The organism is Pseudomonas fluorescens, assembly GCF_001648775.1.
Classification (GTDB): Bacteria; Pseudomonadota; Gammaproteobacteria; order Pseudomonadales; family Pseudomonadaceae; genus Aquipseudomonas; species Aquipseudomonas fluorescens_M.
Genome location: NZ_LVEJ01000013.1, coordinates 170217 through 189487 on the forward strand (window position 1 = coordinate 170217; position 19271 = coordinate 189487).

A 19271-nucleotide genomic window follows, 5' to 3' on the forward strand; every position below is an offset into this window, starting at 1 on the left:
TACCCTCTCCCACTGGGAGAGGGTTAGGGAGAGGGGCCGTTCAGAATCTGAGTTCGACTCCGGACGTTCAGGTCGGCGTATAGCGCAAAAACACCTCGGTCAGTCCCCTCTCCCACTGGGAGAGGGTTAGGGTGAGGGCCGCTCCAAAGCTGGAACACCGACGCCAACACACCATCAAGCCAGGCTTTTGCTCACCACCTCATACACATCACTCGACAACTGCCCCGACGCCAGAATCCGCTCCAGCTCAGCCTTCATCAACGCCTGACGAGCGCTGTCGTATTTACGCCAGCGAGTCAGTGGCGCCAATTGACGCGAAGCAATCTGCGGGTTGAAACCGTTCAGCTCGATCACCAGATCCGCAAGAAAGCGATAACCCGAGCCATCGGCCGCGTGGAAGTTAATCAGGTTCTGCCCGGCAAACGCGCCGACCAGTGCACGCACCTTGTTCGGGTTCTTGATGTTGAACGCCGGGTGCTGCATCAACGCTTTCACACGCTCCAGACCGCCCGGCAAGGTGCTGCCGGCCTGCACGCTGAACCACTGATCCATGACCAACGGGTTGTCCTTGAAGTGCTCGGCGAAACTGGCCAGCGCCAATGCCTTCTGCTCTTCGAACGGCGAGTTGACCAACACCGCCAGCGCCGTCAACCGCTCGGTCATGTTGTCGGCGCTCTCGAACTGCTCCAGCGCCGCCGCCAGGACTTCCGGCTTGCCGCTCAGCATCAGGTACGACAGCGCAATGTTTTGCAGCGCGCGACGGGCGAAGTGCTCGGCTTCGGCGACGTACGGGGTTTGCTTCGACAGGTCACGGTTGGCCTGATAACGCAGCCACAGTGCCTCGAACAGGCCTTCGGCCAATTGCTTGCGGGCGAACTCGCGGGCGCCATGGATGGCATCGACGTCCGCCACTTCGCTGATTTCAGTGAGGTACGCCTCACCCGGCAGCGAGAGCATTTCGGCAACCATGGCCTGATCCAGGGTCTCATCCGACAGCACCGTGCGCAGCGCGGAAATCAGGCGCGGGTCGAGCACCAGGCTCTCGCCCTTCTGCTGCTGGGCAATCAGTTCTTGCAGCACTTGCACCGACAGTTGCTGACCGGCATCCCAGCGGTTGAAACCGTCGCTGTCGTGCTGCATCAGGAACATCAACTGATCGCGGTTGTACGGGAAGCTCAGTTTCACCGGTGCCGAGAAACCGCGCAGCAGCGATGGCAGCGGCTGTTCGGCAACGTCGACAAAGGTGAAAGTCTGCTCGGCTTCGGTCACCGAAATCACCCGCGTGGTGCCTTGCGCCGACGCTTCGCCAGCCAGACGCAGGGCAATCTCGTTGCCTTGGCTGTCGAGCAGGCCCAGTTCGACCGGAATCACGAACGGCAGTTTTTCAACTTTGTCCGGGGTTTCCGGGCAGCTCTGGCGGAAGGTCAGGCTGTAGGTTTTCGCGGCGGCGTCGTAAGACTCGCTCACTGCCAGACGCGGTGTACCGGCCTGGCTGTACCAGCGCTTGAATTGAGTCAGGTCGACGCCGTTGGCATCTTCCATCGCTTTGATGAAGTCATCGCACGTCACGGCTTGACCGTCGTGACGCTCGAAATACAGATCGCTGCCCTTACGGAAGCCTTCGGCGCCGAGCAAGGTGTGGATCATGCCAACCACTTCCGAGCCCTTCTCATACACGGTCAGGGTGTAGAAGTTGGAGATTTCGATGAAGCTGTCCGGGCGCACGGCGTGGGCCATCGGGCCGGCATCTTCGGCGAACTGGTGGGTACGCAGGTACGCCACATCCTGAATGCGCTTGACCGTGGCCGAGTTCATGTCGGCGGAGAAGCCGGAATCACGGAACACCGTGAAGCCTTCCTTCAGCGACAACTGGAACCAGTCGCGGCAGGTCACGCGGTTACCCGACCAGTTGTGGAAGTATTCGTGAGCGACGATCGCCTCAACACGCTGGTGCGCGGCGTCGGTCGCGGTTTCGGCGCGAGCGAGCACGGCGCTGGAGTTGAAGATGTTGAGGCCTTTGTTCTCCATCGCGCCCATGTTGAAGTCATTCACGGCGACGATCATGAAGATGTCCAGATCGTACTCGCGACCGTAGACCTCTTCGTCCCAGCGCATCGACTTCTTCAGGCTGGTCATCGCGTGCTGGCACTTGTCGATGTTTTCCGGCTCGACGTAAATGCGCAGCGCAACGTTGCGGTTGGTCATGGTGGTGAAGGTGTCTTCAACGCACCACAAATCACCGGCCACCAGCGCGAACAGGTACGCCGGTTTCATGAACGGGTCTTCCCAGGTCGCCCAGTGCCGACCGTCTTCGCCCGGGCCCGAGGCGATCGGGTTGCCGTTGGAGAGCAGCACCGGGTAGCTGTGCTGTTCGGCAACCACGGTGGTGGTGAACTTGCTCATCACGTCCGGGCGGTCGAGGTAATAGGTGATCTTGCGGAAACCTTCGGCCTCGCACTGAGTGCAGAACATCGTGCCGGACTTGTACAGGCCTTCCAGTGCGGTGTTGGTTTCCGGGTGGATCCTGACGCTGGTGTCGACCGTGAAGGTGTCGCTGGTCGGTTGCAGGGTCAGGTGGTTTTCGCTGACCTGGTAATCGCCGTCCGCCAGCTCCTGATCAGCCAGGGTCACCGACAACAGTTCCAACTGCTGGCCATCGAGCACCAGCGGCGGCAGGCCCGGGCCACGGGCCGGGTTGCGGCGCATCACCAATTGCGCGTGGACCAGGCTGTGATCCTCGAACAACTCGAAGGTCAGGTGCGTTTCGTCGATCAGGTACTCGGGCGCCTGATAGTCCTTCAGGTAAATCATCTTCGGTTGTTCGGTGCGCATGCTGGAGTCCTTATTGATGCACGGCGAGCTGATAAGCCGTGTACTTACGAATGTTGATCACGCCGGTGTCGAAGATCAGGTACTGGCCCTTGATCCCCAGCAGCGTGCCTTCGGCAATCGGGTTCTTGTCCAGGTTGAAGCTGACGATCTTGGCCGGGTACTGCTCGACCGGGTAACGAATTTCCAGCGGTTCGACATCGGCAATGGTCTGAATCGCCTGCAGGCCGAAGCGCTCCTGCAAACCTTGCAGACCTTCAGCGCAACTCTCGAACAGTTGATCGCGCACCTGCGCCAGATCCACCGCCACCGCGTCGCCCTTGAGCAGCGCGCGCCAGTTGGTCTTGTCAGCCACCTGACTGCGGAACAGGTCTTCAACGAAGCCCGATTGCTGCCGTGTCGAGACGCGCATGATCGGCAATGCCTGACATGCGCCCTGATCGATCCAGCGAGTCGGCAGTTGCGTAGCACGAGTAATGCCAACCTTGATGCCCGACGAATTGGACAGGTAAACCACGTGATCGGTCATGCAGAACTGCTCGCCCCACGCAGGATCGCGACAGGTGCCGGCGTCATAGTGGCAGCGCTCCGGGCTCATGATGCACAGGTCGCACTGCGCCAGTTTGGTCATGCACGGGTAGCAGTAACCCTGGCTGAAACTGGTTTTGGTCTTGCGCCCGCAATGGGTGCAGTGAATCGCCCCCAGGTATTCCAGACGCAGCGTGGTGCCGATCAACGGGTTGACCGGCACCTCGACGTCATCCAGACGAAACGCGTATTGCACGTTCGGCCCGTCCAGGCGCGCCGACATTTTGCTGATTGCACCGCGGCCAATCTCGATCAATGGATGGCATCCGACTTGAACAGGATGTTCGGCACTTCGATCGACTTCGATGCACATTCCTGCGGGCCCATGTAACCGGTGCGCTGGTCTTCCGGCAGGTTCTGGATTTCCCAGGCGATCATCGCCTGCAGCGACAGCTCGCGCTGCTCGGCGGTGAGCTTGCCACCGTCCGACCACTTGCCGATTTCCACGGCCAGTTTCAGGCTCTCGTAGATGTCCGGGGTGATGTTGTTGATCATGTCGTTAAAAGAGGACATCAGGGTCTCCGTGCTCTTTATCTACAGAAAATTTCAGGCGGCCAGTTTACGGCGGTTATACAAACCACCCAACAAACCGGTGAAGCATCCGATGAGTAACCCGCCGACGTGGGCGGCGTTGGCGATTTCGCCGAAACCGATCATCGAGATCAGCCCGGACATGCACACCAGCAGCCACACCAGCATCATCACCAGCACGCCGCGCGGCAGGCGATAGGCCGGATTCGGCGCCAGCAGCTGGAAGATCCAGCAATGCCCGAGCAAACCGTACAGCACGCCCGACAGGCCGCCAAACAAGGTCGCGCCGCTCCAGGCAAATTGCGCGTAGTTGGAAACGAGGCTGAACAACAGCGTCAGGCCGATCAGGTTGATGCTGCCCTGCCGTGACTCGATGCGCCGGCCCAGCTCCCAGTACCACATGCCGTTCATGGCCAGGTGGAGGATGCCGAAGTGGATCAGCATCGGCGTGACCAGACGCCACCACTGCCCCGCCGCCAGACTGTCTGCCAGCGGTGTGAAATGGATGTACTCACCGACCACCTGAAAATCGAGGAAGGTCAGCCAGCGCAGGGTTTGCAGGTTTTCGCCGAGGTACGTCAGCCCGCCAACAATCAGGCACAGCAACAGGATGAACCCGGTGGCCTTGGCATATTTCAGTTGCTCGGCGAAACTCGGGCGCTTGAAGGTTGGTGCGACAGGGATGTCCATTTGCTGATCGGGGTCGCCGGCCGGGAAGCGCTCATACAGCGAGCGCACGTCTTCACTGATTTCCGCCGGCGCCCACAACACTTGTTCGCCGGCCTCTTCGCTGACCCGATGCGGGACCTGCATGCGTTGCAGCAGTTTGACGAAACCGCTCAAGTCCACTGCCAACGGCAGACGTAATACCGCTACCGCACTCATTGCAGCACCTCCGGCCGCTCGACATCGACCCAGACAAATTTATGCGGATCCAGACGCGTTTCCTGATCCAGACGATAGGCCACCAGTTTGCCGTAGAGCACCGCGCTGTAATCCAGACACGCGAGGTTCGGACGGATCGGCGCCGGTTTGCCGCTGCGCCAATAGTGGCCGACGAACAGCAATGGCTCGTCGACGCCGTAACGCAGCAGGTTGTTTTTTTCGCTGGAGGTCAGCGGTTTCTGCGCCACCGGTTCTGGCAGTGCATCCGGCTGGAAGACGATATCGCCGTATGTTTTCGGGTCGTCTTCCCAGAACTTGGTGCGGAAGAACGAACGCACCAGACCGTCGCCGCTGGTCATGGTCAGACCATCCGGCAGGCGCATGTCGGTGCCACGCAGCAGGCGGTCGAACACGGTGCAGGCAAAACTGCCGGGCACGGCGGACGCCTGAAGAAAGTGTTCATCAATGCAGCCGTTCGCAAATTGCGCACGCAACGGTTCGATCAGGCCGGCATCCCAACAGGCATGCACGACGCGGAAGCGTCCGGCGTCGACAAACAGCGGCAGCTCATAGAACCAGCGCTGGAAGTCGTGCCAGTCGCCGGGATGGTTTTCGAACTGTGTCAGGGTTTCCTGCAGCAGGCGCGCATGGCGCGGCGTGTGTTCGCGGACGAACTGCTTGCCGCTGCCCGGAGGCGCCGGAGTGCTCCAGCCCAGAGCGTTGAATTCGTGGTTGCCCATGATGCACAAGGCCTGACCGGCCTCGACCATGTCATGGACGATGTGCAGCGCCTCGCGAATACGCGGGCCACGGTCGATGATGTCGCCGACGAACACGGCCATGCGCGATGGATGCCGCCAGACCCCGCCCTGCTTGTGATAACCGAGACGGTCAAGCAAGTGTTCGAGGGTCAGGGCGCATCCGTGCACGTCACCAATCAGGTCATAACTGCGCGCGGGATCGAGCATCAGTCGCCTCCACCGCCCAGCTTGCTGCCCCAGCCGAGCTTGGTGCGGCAGACTTCGTAGTAGTTGTGGTCGAGCGGATGGATCAGCCGCAGCTTCTGCGCTTTCTTGCTGACGGTAATGGTGTCACCCGGCGCGCAGGTGAAGTGGTTCTGCCCATCGCAGGAGACTTGCGGGTAAATCTGCATGTTTTTCGACACGACGATTTTCAGCTCACTGTTGCCATCGACCACGATTGGTCTACTGGACAACATATGGGGGTACATCGGCACGATCACAATGGCATCGAGCTTGGGGTGCATGATCGGCCCGCCGGCAGACAGCGCGTACGCGGTGGAACCGGTCGGCGTGGCGACGATCAGGCCGTCAGCCTTCTGGCTGCAGACGAACTGGCCGTCGATGTACAGCTCGAACTCGATCATCCGCGTCGATTTGCCCGGGTGCAGCACCACGTCGTTGAGCGCATCGCCCTGGCCGATGGCCTCGGCGTGGCGGCGCACTTCGGCTTGCAGCAGGAAGCGGTTTTCCACCAGGTAGTGGCCGTCGAGCACCTTGGCGACTTCGACTTCCAGCTCGTCCGGGCGAATGTCCGTCAGAAAACCGAGGCTGCCACGGTTGATCCCCAGCACCGGGATATTGTGTTTGGCCAGCGCCCGCGCGGCGCCGAGCAGGCTGCCGTCACCGCCGACGACGATGACCATGTCGCAGACTTCACCGAGCATCTTGCGCGACGAAGTTTGCAGGCCGTGGCCCGGCAGGACTTCGGCGATGGTGTCTTCGAGGATCACATGCAGGTGACGATCGAGCAGAAACCGTTTCAGTCGGCGGACGGTATCCAGCACCTGGGAACTGCCCAGGCGACCGATGATGCCGATATTACGAAATTGCTCCATGGGACCTCTGCGGACAATCGAAAACGCGAAAAACCCGATTATGGGCGAAAGCGCCGGTTAGACAAAATCCTTTCAGCCTCAAGGGTGTGCTCGTGTTTACGGCTATGCTCGCAAGATGATCCTATTTCCCGACTTGCTGCAGTTGCCCCACCAATTACGCCACCCGGAAGTGCGCGATCTGGCGTGGGTGATCCTTGCCCCGCCGATGCTCGCCACCACGCCGTGGCCGCAGCGCCATCCGTTGGCGGGCAGCGACTGGGTGCAGGACCCGCAGCAATTGGAACACTGGCTGCGCCAGCTCGACCGCGACAGCTATGGCTTGCTGCACTGGTTGTCGCAGGCGCGCACACGGCGTCTGGGCCTGTATTACGAACGGCTGTGGCAGTTTGCCGTGGAGCATGCGCCGGGCATCGAGCTGATTGCCGCCAACCTGCCGATCCGCCGCGAGGGCCATACGTTGGGCGAACTCGACATGCTGTTGCGTGACCGCGATGGCGTGCATCACCTGGAACTGGCGATCAAACTCTATCTCGGCCCGCAGAATGGCGACGGTCGTGATCCGGCGCAGTGGCTTGGCCCGGGCTGTCATGATCGGCTGGACCGTAAACTGGCGCATCTGGCCGAGCATCAGTTACCGATTTCGGCGCGCCCGGAAAGCCGTGAAGTGCTGGCGGCGCTGGACATCGAGGTGTTCAGTGCTCAGTTGTGGCTCGGTGGTTATCTGCTGTACCCGTGGCCGGGGCAGGCCGAATCACCGAATGGTGCACATCCGCAGCATTTGCGCGGCAGTTGGTTGCATCAGAAGGATTGGCCGGCGTTTGTAGCCCAGCGCCCGGCCGGGCGCTGGCAACCCCTGCCCCGCCATGCCTGGCTGGCGCCAGCGCATTATCCGGCGGATCAGACGTGGACTTTGGAGCATTTACGGATGTGGCTGGAAGACCTGGAGCCGCTGGCGCCGGCGCAGTTGCTGGTGCGCCTGATCGAGAATGCACGGGGGGAATGGGAAGAGGCGGAGCGCTTGTTTCTGGTGTCGGATCTTTGGCCGAATGTACCCGGCCAGGCCTGAAGTTTTTAGTGCCTGACCCGGCCTCTTCGCGAGCAGGCTCGCTCCCACATTTGGACTGGATTTCAAATGTAGGGAGATGAGATGCATTCCCCTGTGGGAGCGAGCTTGCTCGCGAAGGGGGCGACTCGGTCTAAAGGGAAAGCCGCAAAGCCAAAGCCGCCAACGTCACCAACAACACCGGCACCGTCAGCACAATCCCGACCCTGAAGTAATACCCCCAACCAATGTGAATCCCCTTGCGCTCCAGCACATGCAGCCACAACAACGTCGCCAGACTGCCAATCGGGGTGATCTTCGGCCCCAGATCGCTGCCGATCACGTTGGCATAGATCATCGCCTCCTTGACCACTCCGCTCGCCTGACTCGCATCGATCGACAACAAGCCAATCAACACCGTCGGCAAATTGTTCATGATCGACGACAGCAACGCGGTCAGCACACCGGTGCCCATTGCCGCGCCCCACACGCCGTGACCAGCAAACACATCCAGCCAACCGGCCAGATACCCGGTCAGCCCGGCATTGCGCAGGCCATAGACCACCAGGTACATGCCCAGCGAGAAAATCACAATCTGCCACGGCGCCTCTTTCATCACCTTGCGCGTGGAAATCTTGTGGCCGCGAGCAGCGATGCCCAGCAACAGCGCGGCGCACACGGCGGAAATCGCACTGATCGGAATGCCCAGCGGCTCCAGTGCAAAGCAACCGATCAGAAGAATCATCAAAACCGCCCAACCCGCGTAGAACGTGGCTTTATCGTGGATCGCGGTCTCAGGGTGTTCTAGTTGTTCAGGATCGTAAGCCGCCGGAATGTCGCGACGAAAGAACCACAGCAACATGCCCAGGGTCGCCGCCACGCTGACGAAGTTCACCGGCACCATCACCGCGGCATAGCGGTTGAAGCCGATGTGAAAGAAGTCCGCCGAAACGATATTGACCAGGTTCGACACCACCAGCGGCAGGCTCGCCGTGTCAGCGATAAACCCTGCGCCCATGACAAAGGCCAGCGTCGCCGCCGCAGAAAAGCGCAGCGCCAGCAACATCGAAATCACGATAGGCGTGAGAATCAGTGCCGCGCCGTCATTGGCGAACAGTGCCGACACCAGCGCGCCGAGCAGCACCATAAAGGCAAACAGCTTGCGCCCGCTGCCCCGCCCCCAACGCGCCACGTGCAGCGCGGCCCAGTTGAAAAACCCGGCTTCATCGAGCAGCAGGCTGATGATGATCAGCGCGACGAAGGTGCCGGTGGCGTTCCAGATGATCTGCCACACCAGCGGGATGTCGCTGAGGTGAACGACGCCGAAAATCAGCGCCAGCACGGCGCCAAGCGTCGCACTCCAGCCGACGCCGAGGCCTTTGGGTTGCCAGATGACAAGGGTGATGGTCAGCAGGAAAATCAGTGACGCAGCGAGCATCCGCAACAGCCTTAAATTAAGTAGAAGAGCTAAACACTAAAACCTGTGGGAGCGAGCTTGCTCGCGAAGGCGGACTGTCAGTCACCCATGATGTGTGGCTGACGCCCCCTTCGCGAGCAAGCTCGCTCCCACAGGATCTCTGTTGTGCCAGGGATTTCGGTGAAGTTACTTCTTGTGTTGCTCTACGAATTGACCGTAGGCATTGATAAAACTCTGCAGAAAAGGTTTCACCGATTCGCTCAACTTGCCGGCTTCATCAAACGCCGAACCCGCGCCACCGAGGTACGCTTCCGGCTGCTGCATGCACGGCACATCGAGAAACACGAATGACTGGCGCAGATGCTGATTCGCGCCGAAACCACCGATCGCACCGGGCGATACGCTGATCACCGCCCCCGGCTTACGACTCCAGACACTCTTGCCATAAGGCCGCGAACCGACGTCGATGGCATTCTTCAACGGCGCCGGTACGGAACGGTTGTACTCGGGCGTGACAAACAGCACCGCGTCGGATGAACCCACTTTTTGCCGAAAAGTGCTGTAGGCTGCGGGCGGTGAATCACCGTCGATGTCTTCGTTATACAGTGGCAGATCGCCAATTTCGACAATCTCAAGCTTGAGGTTGGCCGGGGCCAGCTCTGCCAGTGCCAGGGCGACCTTGCGATTGATCGATGCTTTGCGCAGGCTACCGACCACTACCGCGACGTTGTAGACATTGCTCATGGAAGACTCTCGATTGTCCGTGGGAGGAGCCAGTAGTTATAGATGATCCGGTGACGATTCCACCAGCACCCTAGGGAAATTCCCGCGTGTTGAATATTTTTTTCCTGTAGGAAAACTTACAGGCCTTGATGGCGGTCTACCAAGCCGCAAATCAAGCGTTTTATCTCCAGAGGTTCTAAGCAGATGGCAGCAGTACTCGTCGGTCAGTTCCATGCAAGAGATGCGGAAGGCCGCGTTTATTCCGTGCATGAATTCCAGGAATCCAACCCGTCGGTCGACGGTCTCACTGGCTCGGAGCCGATTTACAAACTGGCCATTGGCGATCGCATCAAAAAGATCGATGACCAGACGTTCGAACTGGTTCAGTCGGGCATCACCCTGATCCGCGAACCTGAGCCAACCGTCGCTTCATAACTGGCCGTTATGAGCAGAAGTCATATGCGCAGACTTGGGGTAGGATTCAGCCACTGACCCCACCTGCTGAACATGGACTTCACGCATGCGTTTACGTCATATCGAAGTGATTCAGGCGCTCTTGCAGACCGGTCACCTGGGCACCGCCGCCGAATGGCTGCAGTTGCCGGTGGCCGAGGTCGAAGAACGTTTGCGCGAAGCCGAGAGGCAGTTGGGGTTCATGCTGTTCGCCAGCGTGCGCGGACGCCTGCAATCGACGCCCGAAGCACGGGCGTTGCAGGTGGAAATCGCTCACGTTTATGCAGCACTGGAGCCGGTGCAGCGGCTGGCCAGCAGCCTCAAGCAATACCTCGCCCCACCCTTGCGCATCATCGGCACCCCGCCGCTGGCGCAACAATTATTGCCACAAAGTCTCGCCGCCCTGCGCCGACGTCTGCCGGATGCACCATGCAGCCTGCTCAGCGCGCCGACCCGCGACATCGTCCGCAGCCTGTTGCTGCGCGAAAGCGATCTGGGTTTGAGCCTGCACGATCCCGAACATCCCGACATCGATTGCCGGCCATTGGCGCAAGGCAAACTGCAATTGCTCGCACCCCACGGCTGGCTGCAGCCGAAGCAGAAATACATTTCCCTGCAGGATCTCGCGGGTCAGGCCATGGTCGGCCTCGAAGGTCAGGACCCGCTGAGCCCGGCGCTGGAGAACAAGCTACAGGCCTTGCGCCCGGCGCCGAGCATCCAGACCCGCGTACAAACCCATCAGATGATGCGCAGCATGGTCGAGGCAGGCGAAGGCCTGGCCATTGTCGATCCGTTCACCGCATTGGGCGCGCGTTCGGCCGGGCTGGATGTCTGCCCGCTGTCGCCGGCGGTGCCGATCAGCCTGTACGCCCTGACTTTCAAGCACGCGGCGCCGTCAGCGGCGATTCAGACCTTGCTCGCCATCGTCACGGAACAAGCCGAGGCGATGCTGTCGAGCTGAGCGGGTTTTCCAACGGGTTATCGAACAATCGATACCAGAACAGCGCCACTTCGGCGGTGTTCGGATCGATGCCGCGATAGCGCAACTGGTCGACACCACCAATCACATAGCCGCAGCGCTCATACAAACGACAGGCACCGAGGTTGTTGTTCTGGGTTTCGAGCATGATCCCCGGCAGCTTTTTCTTGCGACTCCAGAACTGCGCGACATCCAGCAATGCCTTGGCCACGCCATGCCGACGCGCGGGTGCATGCACCGCCAGTTCATCGATATGCGCGAAGCCGTTCCAGTTGGTGCTGATCACCAGATGGCCAACCGGCTCATCGTCCAGATAGGCCATGAAGATCGCGCTGTCGGGCGCGTTATGGAAGGCGCTGAACTCCTCGGGATCAATGCCATAGCACTTGCGGTACGGCACGATCGGCGTCACCCGCCATTGCTCGACTGGCTGGCCAATCACGGCAGCGCCATAGGCGGCAACTTCGAAACTGAAGTCGCTGCCCCAGATATATGGCGCAAAGCCTTCATCGGCGACGCGCACCGACAGCCCTGGGTATTTTGGATTCATGACCGGTTGCATACTCGGGAAAGTCCTCATTCCTTGACGCAATCGACGGTGTACTGCCGCCCATTGCCTTCATCTTCATGTTGCAGTCCATGCACATCAGCGACAAAACCGGGGAAGCTGCTATCGAACGTGCGGGCAAATTTCAGGTAATCGATGATCGAGCGCGTCGCTTCGGTGAAGCGCTCACCGGGCATGATCAACGGAATCCCCGGCGGATACGGCACCAGCATCACCGCAGCAATGCGTCCTTCCAGCTCATCGATCGGCACTGCCTCGACTTCGCCGCGTACCAGATGATCGTAGGCGTGGGCGGGTTTCATGGCGATTTCCGGGAGCACGGTGTACATGCGTTTAAGGTGTTTGGCGGTAGCATTGCTGCGGTAGCAGGCGTGCAACTGATCGCACAAATCGCGCAGGCCCATGCCGCGATAGCGTGCGGTGTCTTGTTGCGCCACACACGGCAGGCAGGTTTCCAGACGCACGTTGGCGTCGTAACTGCGCTTGAACTCGAGCAACTCGGTGAGGAGCGTGCTCCATTTGCCTTTGGTGATGCCCATCGAGAACAGCACCAGGAACGAATACAGACCAGTTTTTTCGACAACCAGGCCACGTTCCCAGAGGAACTTGCTGACCACCGCCGCCGGAATGCCCTTCTCGCTCAGCGCGCCGCCGGCATTCAGCCCCGGCATCACCAGCGTGACTTTGATCGGATCGAGCAACACGTAATCGTCACTGACTTCAGCAAATCCGTGCCACTCGGCATCTGGTTGCAACAACCAGTCTTCAGTCTGCACGCGGTCGATGCCCTCGACACCCGGCGGCTGCCAGATCGAAAACCACCAGTCATCGGCGGCAATGTGCTGGCGCAGATTGGCCAGCGCACGGCGGAAACTCAACGCTTCGTCGAAGGTTTCCTGCAACAGCGATCGCCCGGCCGGGCCTTCCATCATCGCCGACGCGACGTCCAGCGAAGCGATGATGCTGTACTGAGGCGAGGTCGAAATATGCATCATGAACGCTTCATTGAAACGGTCGCGATCCAGTTGCCGTGCGCCGCCGTCCTGCACATGAATCATTGAGGCCTGACTGAACGCGGCGAGCAGTTTGTGCGTGGAATGGGTGGTGAACACCAGCGGGCTGTCTTCGCTACGCGAAGTGGCCATGCCGTAGCGCCCGGCGAAAAACTCATGAAACGCCGCGTAGGCGTACCAGGCTTCGTCGAAATGCAGCACTTCGACACTGTTGCCCAGGCTTTGCTTGATCAGTTCGGCGTTGTAGCAGAGGCCGTCGTAAGTCGAATTGGTCACCACGGCAAGTTTGACTTTCGGTGCACGGCCCTTGGTCAACGGACTGGCATCGATCTTGGCTTGAATCGATTCGCGGCTGAATTCGCTCAGCGGGATTGGCCCAATAATCCCCAGTTCATTGCGCTCTGGGCACAGGTACAGCGGAATCGCGCCGGTCATGATGATCGCGTGCAACACCGACTTGTGGCAGTTGCGATCGACCAGCACCAGATCATCGCGCGCAACCATCGAGTGCCAGACAATCTTGTTGGCCGTCGAGGTGCCATTGATCACGAAAAAGGTGTGATCAGCGCCGAAATTACGCGCTGCGCGTGCTTCGGCTTCAGCGAGCGGGCCGGTGTGATCGAGCAGCGAACCGAGTTCCGGCACCGACACCGACAAATCCGAACGCAGGGTGTTTTCACCGAAGAACTGGTGAAACGCCTGCCCGACCGGGCTCTTGTGATACGCCACGCCGCCGCCATGACCAGGGGTGTGCCAGGAATAATTGGAATCGGCGGTGTGCTGCACCAGCGCCTTGAAAAACGGTGGCAACAAACCGTCCAGGTACTTGCGCGCGGCCCGCGCCACTTGCCGGGCCAGGAACGGCACGGTGTCTTCGAACAGATAGAGAATGCCGCGCAACTGATTGAGTTCGGCCATGGCATCGGCCGGGGCATTTTCCAGGGTAACTTGCTCGCCGAGGGCGAAGATTGGCAGATCCGGCGCACGCACCCGTGCCAGGCCGATCAGTTCGGCCATGTTCTGCAACAGATGCGAATTAGTGCTGGCGTCCTCGGCGGCAATCAACATGCACGCGAGGCCGTGGTGGGTCGACGCCACCAACCGCCCTTCGGCGTAGTCGATGGCCGAAACGATATTGAAACCTTCCTGCTCCAACTCCCGGGCGATGCCACGGATACGGTCCCCGGCGACCGTGTCGGCCTTGATGTCGCGATGGACGATCAACACCGGAAACTTCAAATCTTTGTACATGAGGCTCAGTGTCCTGAGGCGGCCGATTGGAATCTGCCAATGCACTCAGGGTAGAGGGTTGCAGCGAATGTGGCGAGGGTGGCCACTTGCTCCCATCGCATGAAGCACTTTGTGGCGAGGGGGCAAGCCCCCTCGCCACAGATCATCTGCTCAGAGGTAGTTGGTTTACGCCTGCGCGTCCGCTTCAGCGATCTGCGTCCACAACGCCGGCCCACCCGCCGACTTGGCGATGATCTCCAACCGCACCAGATGCGCCGCCAGTTCATCTTCCGTCGCGCGAATGATCCGCGCTGGCTGACGATCCGCCGGCAAACGACGAATCTCGGTCGCCGAGTTGTCCGCGCCCTCGCCCGAGCCATTGCCGTCCGACGCGTTGCCGGCCAGCGACAGACTGGTCTGGCCGCCGGTCATGGTCAGGTAGACGTCGGCGAGAATCTCCGAGTCGAGCAATGCGCCGTGCAGTTCACGGCCGGAGTTGTCGACGCCATATCGTTTGCACAACGCATCGAGGCTGTTGCGCTGCCCCGGGTGACGTTCCCGGGCCATCATCAGGGTGTCGAGGATCGAACAATGCTGGGTGATGTCAGCACGATCCTTCTGGCCCATCAGCGCGAATTCGTTGTTGATGAAACCAACGTCGAACGCCGCGTTGTGGATGATCAGCTGCGCGCCTTTGATGAACTCGAAGAACTCATCGGCGACTTCGGCAAAGCGCGGTTTGCCGACCAGGAATTCGTTGGTGATGCCGTGAACGCCGATGGCGCCTTCATCACTTTCGCGATCCGGTTGCAGGTAAACGTGAAAATGCCGGCCGGTCAGGCGCCGACCGATCAGTTCGACACAGCCGATTTCAATGATCCGGTGACCATCGGTCACCGGCATGCCGGTGGTTTCGGTATCGAGTACAACGGATCTGGTGGCCATCAGTGCTCAGCTCTCAACGGGTCGATCTTGCAAAAAACGCGGATGTTAACACGCTCGCCGGGGTGTTTCAGTCAGACCGTGGCGTCCCATTCGCGAGCAAGCTCGCTCCCACAGTGGATTTGTGTTGTGAACACGATCCAGTGTGGGAGCGAGCTTGCTCGCGAATGGCCGCACCACGGTTCAGAGGCGAAATCAGCTCTGCTTGTAACCGCGAACCTCATCCACCCCACGGTTAGCCAACTGGTCCGCCCGCTCGTTACCGTGATGACCAATGTGCCCACGCACCCATTTCCAGGTGACGGTGTGGCGGTTGACCTGCTCGTCCAGCTCTTTCCACAGATCAGCGTTTTTCACTGGTTCTTTCGCGGCGGTTTTCCAGCCGCGCTTCTTCCAGTTGGCCATCCACTCGTTGATGCCTTTCATCACGTACTGCGAGTCGGTCACCAGCAGCACTTCGCACGGGCGCTTCAAGGCTTCGAGGCCACGGATGGCGCCGAGCAGTTCCATGCGGTTGTTGGTGGTATTGGCTTCGCCGCCCCACAGTTCCTTTTCAACGCCCTTGCACACCAGCAAGGCGCCCCAGCCGCCCGGACCGGGGTTGCCCTTGCAGGCACCGTCGGTGAACAGTTCTACGGTGTCGACGCTTTCAACGCTTTCGCTCATGCCACTCTATCCAGAAAAATGCCTGTCTTGCCGATCACGGATCGACAATGACCGAGGCCGGAACAAGTCCGGCCACTTATAAAAAGAAGGTTTACGGTTCGATGCGGCGACGGTTGACCTTGGCCATCGGCAGCGGAATCAGCTTGCCCATCGGCTCGCGACGCTCCTGACGCAGCGGCCGCAGCCCGACCACAATCTTGCGCGCGACCAATAAATAAAAGCCGCCGCCCGACAGTTGCCAGTCACCGGCCTTGCGTTCCCAGCCGGCCAGACGGGCCTGCCACTTGGCTGACGCGAGCGGCGGACGATAGCACCCGAAGCGGCGTTTCTCCAGCGCAAAGCCGAGCAGATTGAGCCAGTCGGCGACCCGCGACGGCGAGATGCAACGCGCCTGACGCAAGGCGTCGTGGGCGAAAACATGGCGCAGGCCCCAGGTGCTCCAAGGGTTGATGCCGATAATCAGCAAATGCCCGCCGGGGCGCACGCTGCTCGCCGCTTCACGCAACAAACCGTGGGGCGACAGGCAGAAATCCAGACCGTGCTGCATCACCACCACGTCGGCGGCATGCTCGCTCAAAGGCCAGGCCTGCTCTTCGCAGACGATTTCGACCCCGGGCAGCGGCGCACCGAGACGCACGTTGCGCTGCACTTGCGGCGCGGCCGGCGGGGTTTGCGCCGATGGCCCGTAATGCACCAGATAACCACCGAAGAAACGGCCCAACTCGTCTTCGAGCATGCGCCGCTCTTCATCGAGCAGAAATTGCCCGAGCGGGCCGGACAGCCATTCACGGGCTGCACCGATCAGGGCCAGCCAGTCAGGATCAGCCTGTGCGAACGCTTTATCACTCATCGCATTCTCCAAAGCGCCAGGAACTACTAAGATGCGCCAATGTTTTCCGCTTGGCGAATTCCGACGATGATACAGATCAGTGCCCTGCCCGCGTTCACCGACAACTACATCTGGTTGTTACAGGATCACCGCACCCAGCGCTGCGCGGTGGTCGATCCCGGCGATGCCGCGCCAGTGCAGGCATGGCTCGCCGCCCATCCAGGCTGGGTGCTGAGCGATATCCTGATCACCCACCATCACCATGATCACGTTGGCGGCGTCGAGCGCCTGAAAGCGGCGACCGGCGCTAAGGTCTACGGCCCGGCCAGCGAGAGTATTCCGGCGCGCGATGTCGCGCTCACGGACAACGACACGGTCAGCGTGCTCGGCTGGGACTTCGACGTCTATGCGGTGCCCGGTCACACCCTAGGCCACATCGCCTATTACCACCACGGCCTGCTATTCTGCGGCGATACCCTGTTCGCTGCCGGTTGCGGTCGTTTGTTCGAAGGCACGCCGGAGCAAATGCACCACTCGCTCAACCGCCTCGCCGCCCTACCGGAAGATACGCTGGTCTACTGCACCCATGAATACACCTTGAGCAATCTGAAGTTTGCCGCTGCCGTCGAGCCGGGCAACCCGGACATCGCCGCCCGTCTGGAAAAAGTCACCCAGCAACGGCAAAACGGCGTGATGACCCTGCCCTCGACCCTGGCCCTGGAAAAGCTCACAAACCCGTTTTTGCGCACCACTGAAACATTAGTTACACAAAAAGTGGACGAACGGGCAGGCGCTCAAAACCGGGCGCCGAGTGAGGTTTTTGCGGCTCTGCGGGCATGGAAAGATAAGTTCTAAGACCCCCATTGCCTGGTACAAAAATTCTGAATGGTTGACCGCAAGGGGTGCGCTTTCTAGAATCGCCCGACATTTTTGCCCGGAACTTACTTCCAGCCAATGTCGTCATCCATACGTAAGTCCGTCAATTCAGACGCATTGACCCGCCTGGCGCAAGCCATCGCGGTGGCTGTGTCCGCCACGCTGGCGGGCTGTTCCAGCCATGCTCCGCAGACTGAAGCGACCCATACGCCGAACATTGCTGCGCGAGCCAAGCAGAAGCCGATCTGGCTGACCGAGAAGCCCAGCCCACAGGTTCCCCAGGATATCTGGGAACGCATGCGCCAGGGCTTCCAGCTGCAGGAAGGCCTGGGCGTCAACCCGCGCATCGAGCAACAGCGCCTGTGGTTCGCCAGCAATCCCTCTTTCCTCGAGAACGCCGGCGAACGCGGCAGTCTCTATATTCACTACATCGTCGAACGCCTCGAAGAACGCAACATGCCGCTGGAACTGGCCCTGCTGCCAGTGATTGAAAGCGCTTACAACCCGATGGCCTATTCCCGGGCCGATGCTGTCGGGCTGTGGCAATTCATTCCGTCCACCGGGCGTTACTTCAACCTGCGTCAGACCCGCTTTTACGATGGCCGTCGCGATATCACCGCGTCGACCACGGCAGCGATGGACTACCTGACCCGCCTGCACGACATGTTCAACGGCGACTGGCTGCTGGCCCTCGCCGCGTACAACGCCGGTGAAGGCACGGTCAGCCGCGCCATCGAGCGCAACGAAAAGCTCGGTCTGCCAACCGACTACTGGAACCTGCCACTGCCGGCGGAAACCCAGGCCTACGTACCGAAGCTGCTGGCACTGTCGCAAGTGGTGCTGGCGCCGGAAGCCTACGGGGTCAACCTCAACCCGATCGCCAACGAACCGTACTTCCAGGTCGTCGAAATCAACCAGCGCATGGACCTGTCCAAGGTCGCTGCGGTGGCCAACATCGACGAAGACGAACTGTTCCAGCTCAACCCGGCGTTCAAACAACGCACCACCATCGACGGCCCTCAGCATTTGCTGGTGCCGACGTCGAAGGCGCAATTGCTGACCGCCAGTCTGCAGACCATGCGGCCTGAAGAGCTGATCAGCCCGCGTTCGCTCAAGCCCGTGTTCGAAGGTGCCGATCCGTCGGAAGTGGCCCAGCTCAAGCGCGCTTATCGCGTGAAACGTGGCGACAACCTCGGTTCCATCGCCAAGGCCAACAAGGTCGAAGTCAAGGACCTGCAACGCTGGAACAAGCTGACCGGCAAGAACCTCAAGGTCGGCCAGACCCTGGTGATGCAAGACACCAGCAAGCGCGCTCCGGCACGCAAGTCTGGTCGGGTCAATACGGTGATTGCGTCGAACAGCAAGAGCAAAACCAAGGACGACAGCGCGCAGCAGACTCAGTACAAGGTCAAGCGCGGCGACACGCTGTACGTCGTGGCCAAGCGCTTCAACGTTGAGATGCAGCATCTCAAGCGCTGGAATCCGGGTGCGGGTAAAGCGTTGAAGCCGGGGCAGATGCTCACGGTTTATCAGCCGCACTGATGAAGAGCCCCTGAGTTTTCAGGGGCTTTTTTTTGGATCAGGTTTTTGTGGTGTGCTTTAGATCCATCCCCCTCACCCCAGCCCTCTCCCCCAAGGGGTAGAGGGAAAGGGAGCCGATCGGGGGCTTTCCAAAATCTGAGCTCGGCTCGCTATCGCACGTCGGTGCAACCCTCCAGAGCACCACGTTCAGTCCTCTCTCCCCCTGGGAGAGGGTTAGGGTGAGGGGCTTTTCAAAACGTGAGTTCGGCTCGACAGTTCAGGTCGGTGTAGCTCGAAGAAACAACTCGGTCAGTCCCCTCT

The 19271-nt window shown here is 60.3% G+C and carries 18 protein-coding genes; 5 read left to right on the plus strand and 13 right to left on the minus strand.

Going from position 1 to position 19271, the window contains the following annotated elements; translation table 11 throughout:
- Positions 1 to 174: 174 nt before the first annotated feature.
- From pepN to A8O26_RS14055, 6 genes are read right to left on the minus strand one after another with little or no spacing between them, the layout of a single operon-like run.
- Positions 175 to 2832, minus strand: coding sequence for an aminopeptidase N (gene pepN, locus A8O26_RS14030; protein ID WP_064118571.1), 2658 nt, complete (start codon positions 2830 to 2832; stop codon positions 175 to 177).
- Positions 2833 to 2842: 10 nt separating this feature from the next.
- Positions 2843 to 3673 carry a DUF2797 domain-containing protein gene (locus tag A8O26_RS14035; RefSeq protein ID WP_064118572.1) on the minus strand — a complete coding sequence of 277 codons (831 nt, stop codon included), beginning with the start codon at positions 3671 to 3673 and terminating at the stop codon, positions 2843 to 2845.
- The gene (locus A8O26_RS14040; RefSeq protein WP_007919229.1) at positions 3670 to 3930 is read right to left on the minus strand and encodes a YeaC family protein; all 261 of its coding nucleotides are present in this window, start codon (positions 3928 to 3930) and stop codon (positions 3670 to 3672) included. The genes A8O26_RS14035 and A8O26_RS14040 overlap by 4 nt, the downstream gene beginning before the upstream one ends.
- A gap of 33 nt (positions 3931 to 3963) precedes the next feature.
- A complete protein-coding gene (locus A8O26_RS14045) occupies positions 3964 to 4833 on the minus strand; it encodes a rhomboid family intramembrane serine protease (RefSeq protein ID WP_038366006.1) in 870 nt (289 codons plus the stop codon).
- Positions 4830 to 5801, minus strand: a complete 972-nt coding sequence (locus tag A8O26_RS14050; protein ID WP_064118573.1) for a metallophosphoesterase — start codon at positions 5799 to 5801, stop codon at positions 4830 to 4832. Before A8O26_RS14050 ends, A8O26_RS14045 begins: the two co-directional genes overlap by 4 nt.
- The gene (locus A8O26_RS14055; protein WP_003224174.1) at positions 5801 to 6691 is read right to left on the minus strand and encodes an NAD(+) kinase; all 891 of its coding nucleotides are present in this window, start codon (positions 6689 to 6691) and stop codon (positions 5801 to 5803) included. Before A8O26_RS14055 ends, A8O26_RS14050 begins: the two co-directional genes overlap by 1 nt.
- A gap of 115 nt (positions 6692 to 6806) precedes the next feature.
- Between A8O26_RS14055 and A8O26_RS14060 the strand changes: the two genes are divergently transcribed.
- Positions 6807 to 7757, plus strand: coding sequence for a DUF1853 family protein (locus A8O26_RS14060; protein ID WP_064118574.1), 951 nt, complete (start codon positions 6807 to 6809; stop codon positions 7755 to 7757).
- A gap of 130 nt (positions 7758 to 7887) precedes the next feature.
- On the opposite strand, the gene A8O26_RS14065 is transcribed toward A8O26_RS14060, so the two are convergent.
- The gene (locus A8O26_RS14065; RefSeq protein ID WP_064118575.1) at positions 7888 to 9171 is read right to left on the minus strand and encodes an arsenic transporter; all 1284 of its coding nucleotides are present in this window, start codon (positions 9169 to 9171) and stop codon (positions 7888 to 7890) included.
- Between the two features lie 165 nt (positions 9172 to 9336).
- Complete coding sequence (locus tag A8O26_RS14070) at positions 9337 to 9894, minus strand: NADPH-dependent FMN reductase (protein WP_064118576.1); 558 nt, start codon at positions 9892 to 9894, stop codon at positions 9337 to 9339.
- 183 nt (positions 9895 to 10077) lie between these two features.
- Here A8O26_RS14070 and A8O26_RS14075 point away from each other — a divergent pair, with 183 nt between their 5' ends.
- Together A8O26_RS14075 and A8O26_RS14080 are read left to right on the plus strand one after the other, a co-directional pair.
- Positions 10078 to 10308: a hypothetical protein gene (locus A8O26_RS14075; RefSeq protein WP_064118577.1), complete on the plus strand. Its 231-nt coding sequence runs from the start codon at positions 10078 to 10080 to the stop codon at positions 10306 to 10308.
- A gap of 85 nt (positions 10309 to 10393) precedes the next feature.
- Positions 10394 to 11287, plus strand: a complete 894-nt coding sequence (locus A8O26_RS14080) for a LysR family transcriptional regulator (protein ID WP_064118578.1) — start codon at positions 10394 to 10396, stop codon at positions 11285 to 11287.
- Here A8O26_RS14080 and A8O26_RS14085 read toward each other — a convergent pair.
- The 5 genes from A8O26_RS14085 to A8O26_RS14105 all read right to left on the minus strand — a co-directional run bounded on the left by A8O26_RS14085 (position 11253) and on the right by A8O26_RS14105 (position 16574).
- A complete protein-coding gene (locus tag A8O26_RS14085; RefSeq protein ID WP_034152338.1) occupies positions 11253 to 11867 on the minus strand; it encodes a GNAT family N-acetyltransferase in 615 nt (204 codons plus the stop codon). The genes A8O26_RS14080 and A8O26_RS14085 overlap by 35 nt on opposite strands.
- A 14-nt stretch (positions 11868 to 11881) precedes the next feature.
- Positions 11882 to 14137, minus strand: coding sequence for an Orn/Lys/Arg decarboxylase N-terminal domain-containing protein (locus A8O26_RS14090; protein ID WP_064118579.1), 2256 nt, complete (start codon positions 14135 to 14137; stop codon positions 11882 to 11884).
- Positions 14138 to 14302: 165 nt separating this feature from the next.
- Positions 14303 to 15061 (minus strand): DNA polymerase III subunit epsilon, encoded by a 759-nt coding sequence (gene dnaQ / locus A8O26_RS14095; RefSeq protein ID WP_064118580.1) that lies wholly within the window; start codon positions 15059 to 15061, stop codon positions 14303 to 14305.
- A gap of 192 nt (positions 15062 to 15253) precedes the next feature.
- Entirely contained in the window at positions 15254 to 15724 is a 471-nt protein-coding gene (rnhA, locus tag A8O26_RS14100) for a ribonuclease HI (RefSeq protein WP_064118581.1), read from the minus strand.
- A gap of 91 nt (positions 15725 to 15815) precedes the next feature.
- Positions 15816 to 16574, minus strand: a complete 759-nt coding sequence (locus A8O26_RS14105; protein WP_064118582.1) for a class I SAM-dependent methyltransferase — start codon at positions 16572 to 16574, stop codon at positions 15816 to 15818.
- A gap of 66 nt (positions 16575 to 16640) precedes the next feature.
- Between A8O26_RS14105 and gloB the strand changes: the two genes are divergently transcribed.
- Together gloB and A8O26_RS14115 are read left to right on the plus strand one after the other, a co-directional pair.
- The gene (gene gloB, locus A8O26_RS14110) at positions 16641 to 17408 is read left to right on the plus strand and encodes a hydroxyacylglutathione hydrolase (protein WP_064118592.1); all 768 of its coding nucleotides are present in this window, start codon (positions 16641 to 16643) and stop codon (positions 17406 to 17408) included.
- A gap of 99 nt (positions 17409 to 17507) precedes the next feature.
- Positions 17508 to 18971 carry a transglycosylase SLT domain-containing protein gene (locus tag A8O26_RS14115; protein ID WP_064118583.1) on the plus strand — a complete coding sequence of 488 codons (1464 nt, stop codon included), beginning with the start codon at positions 17508 to 17510 and terminating at the stop codon, positions 18969 to 18971.
- Positions 18972 to 19271: the final 300 nt, after the last annotated feature.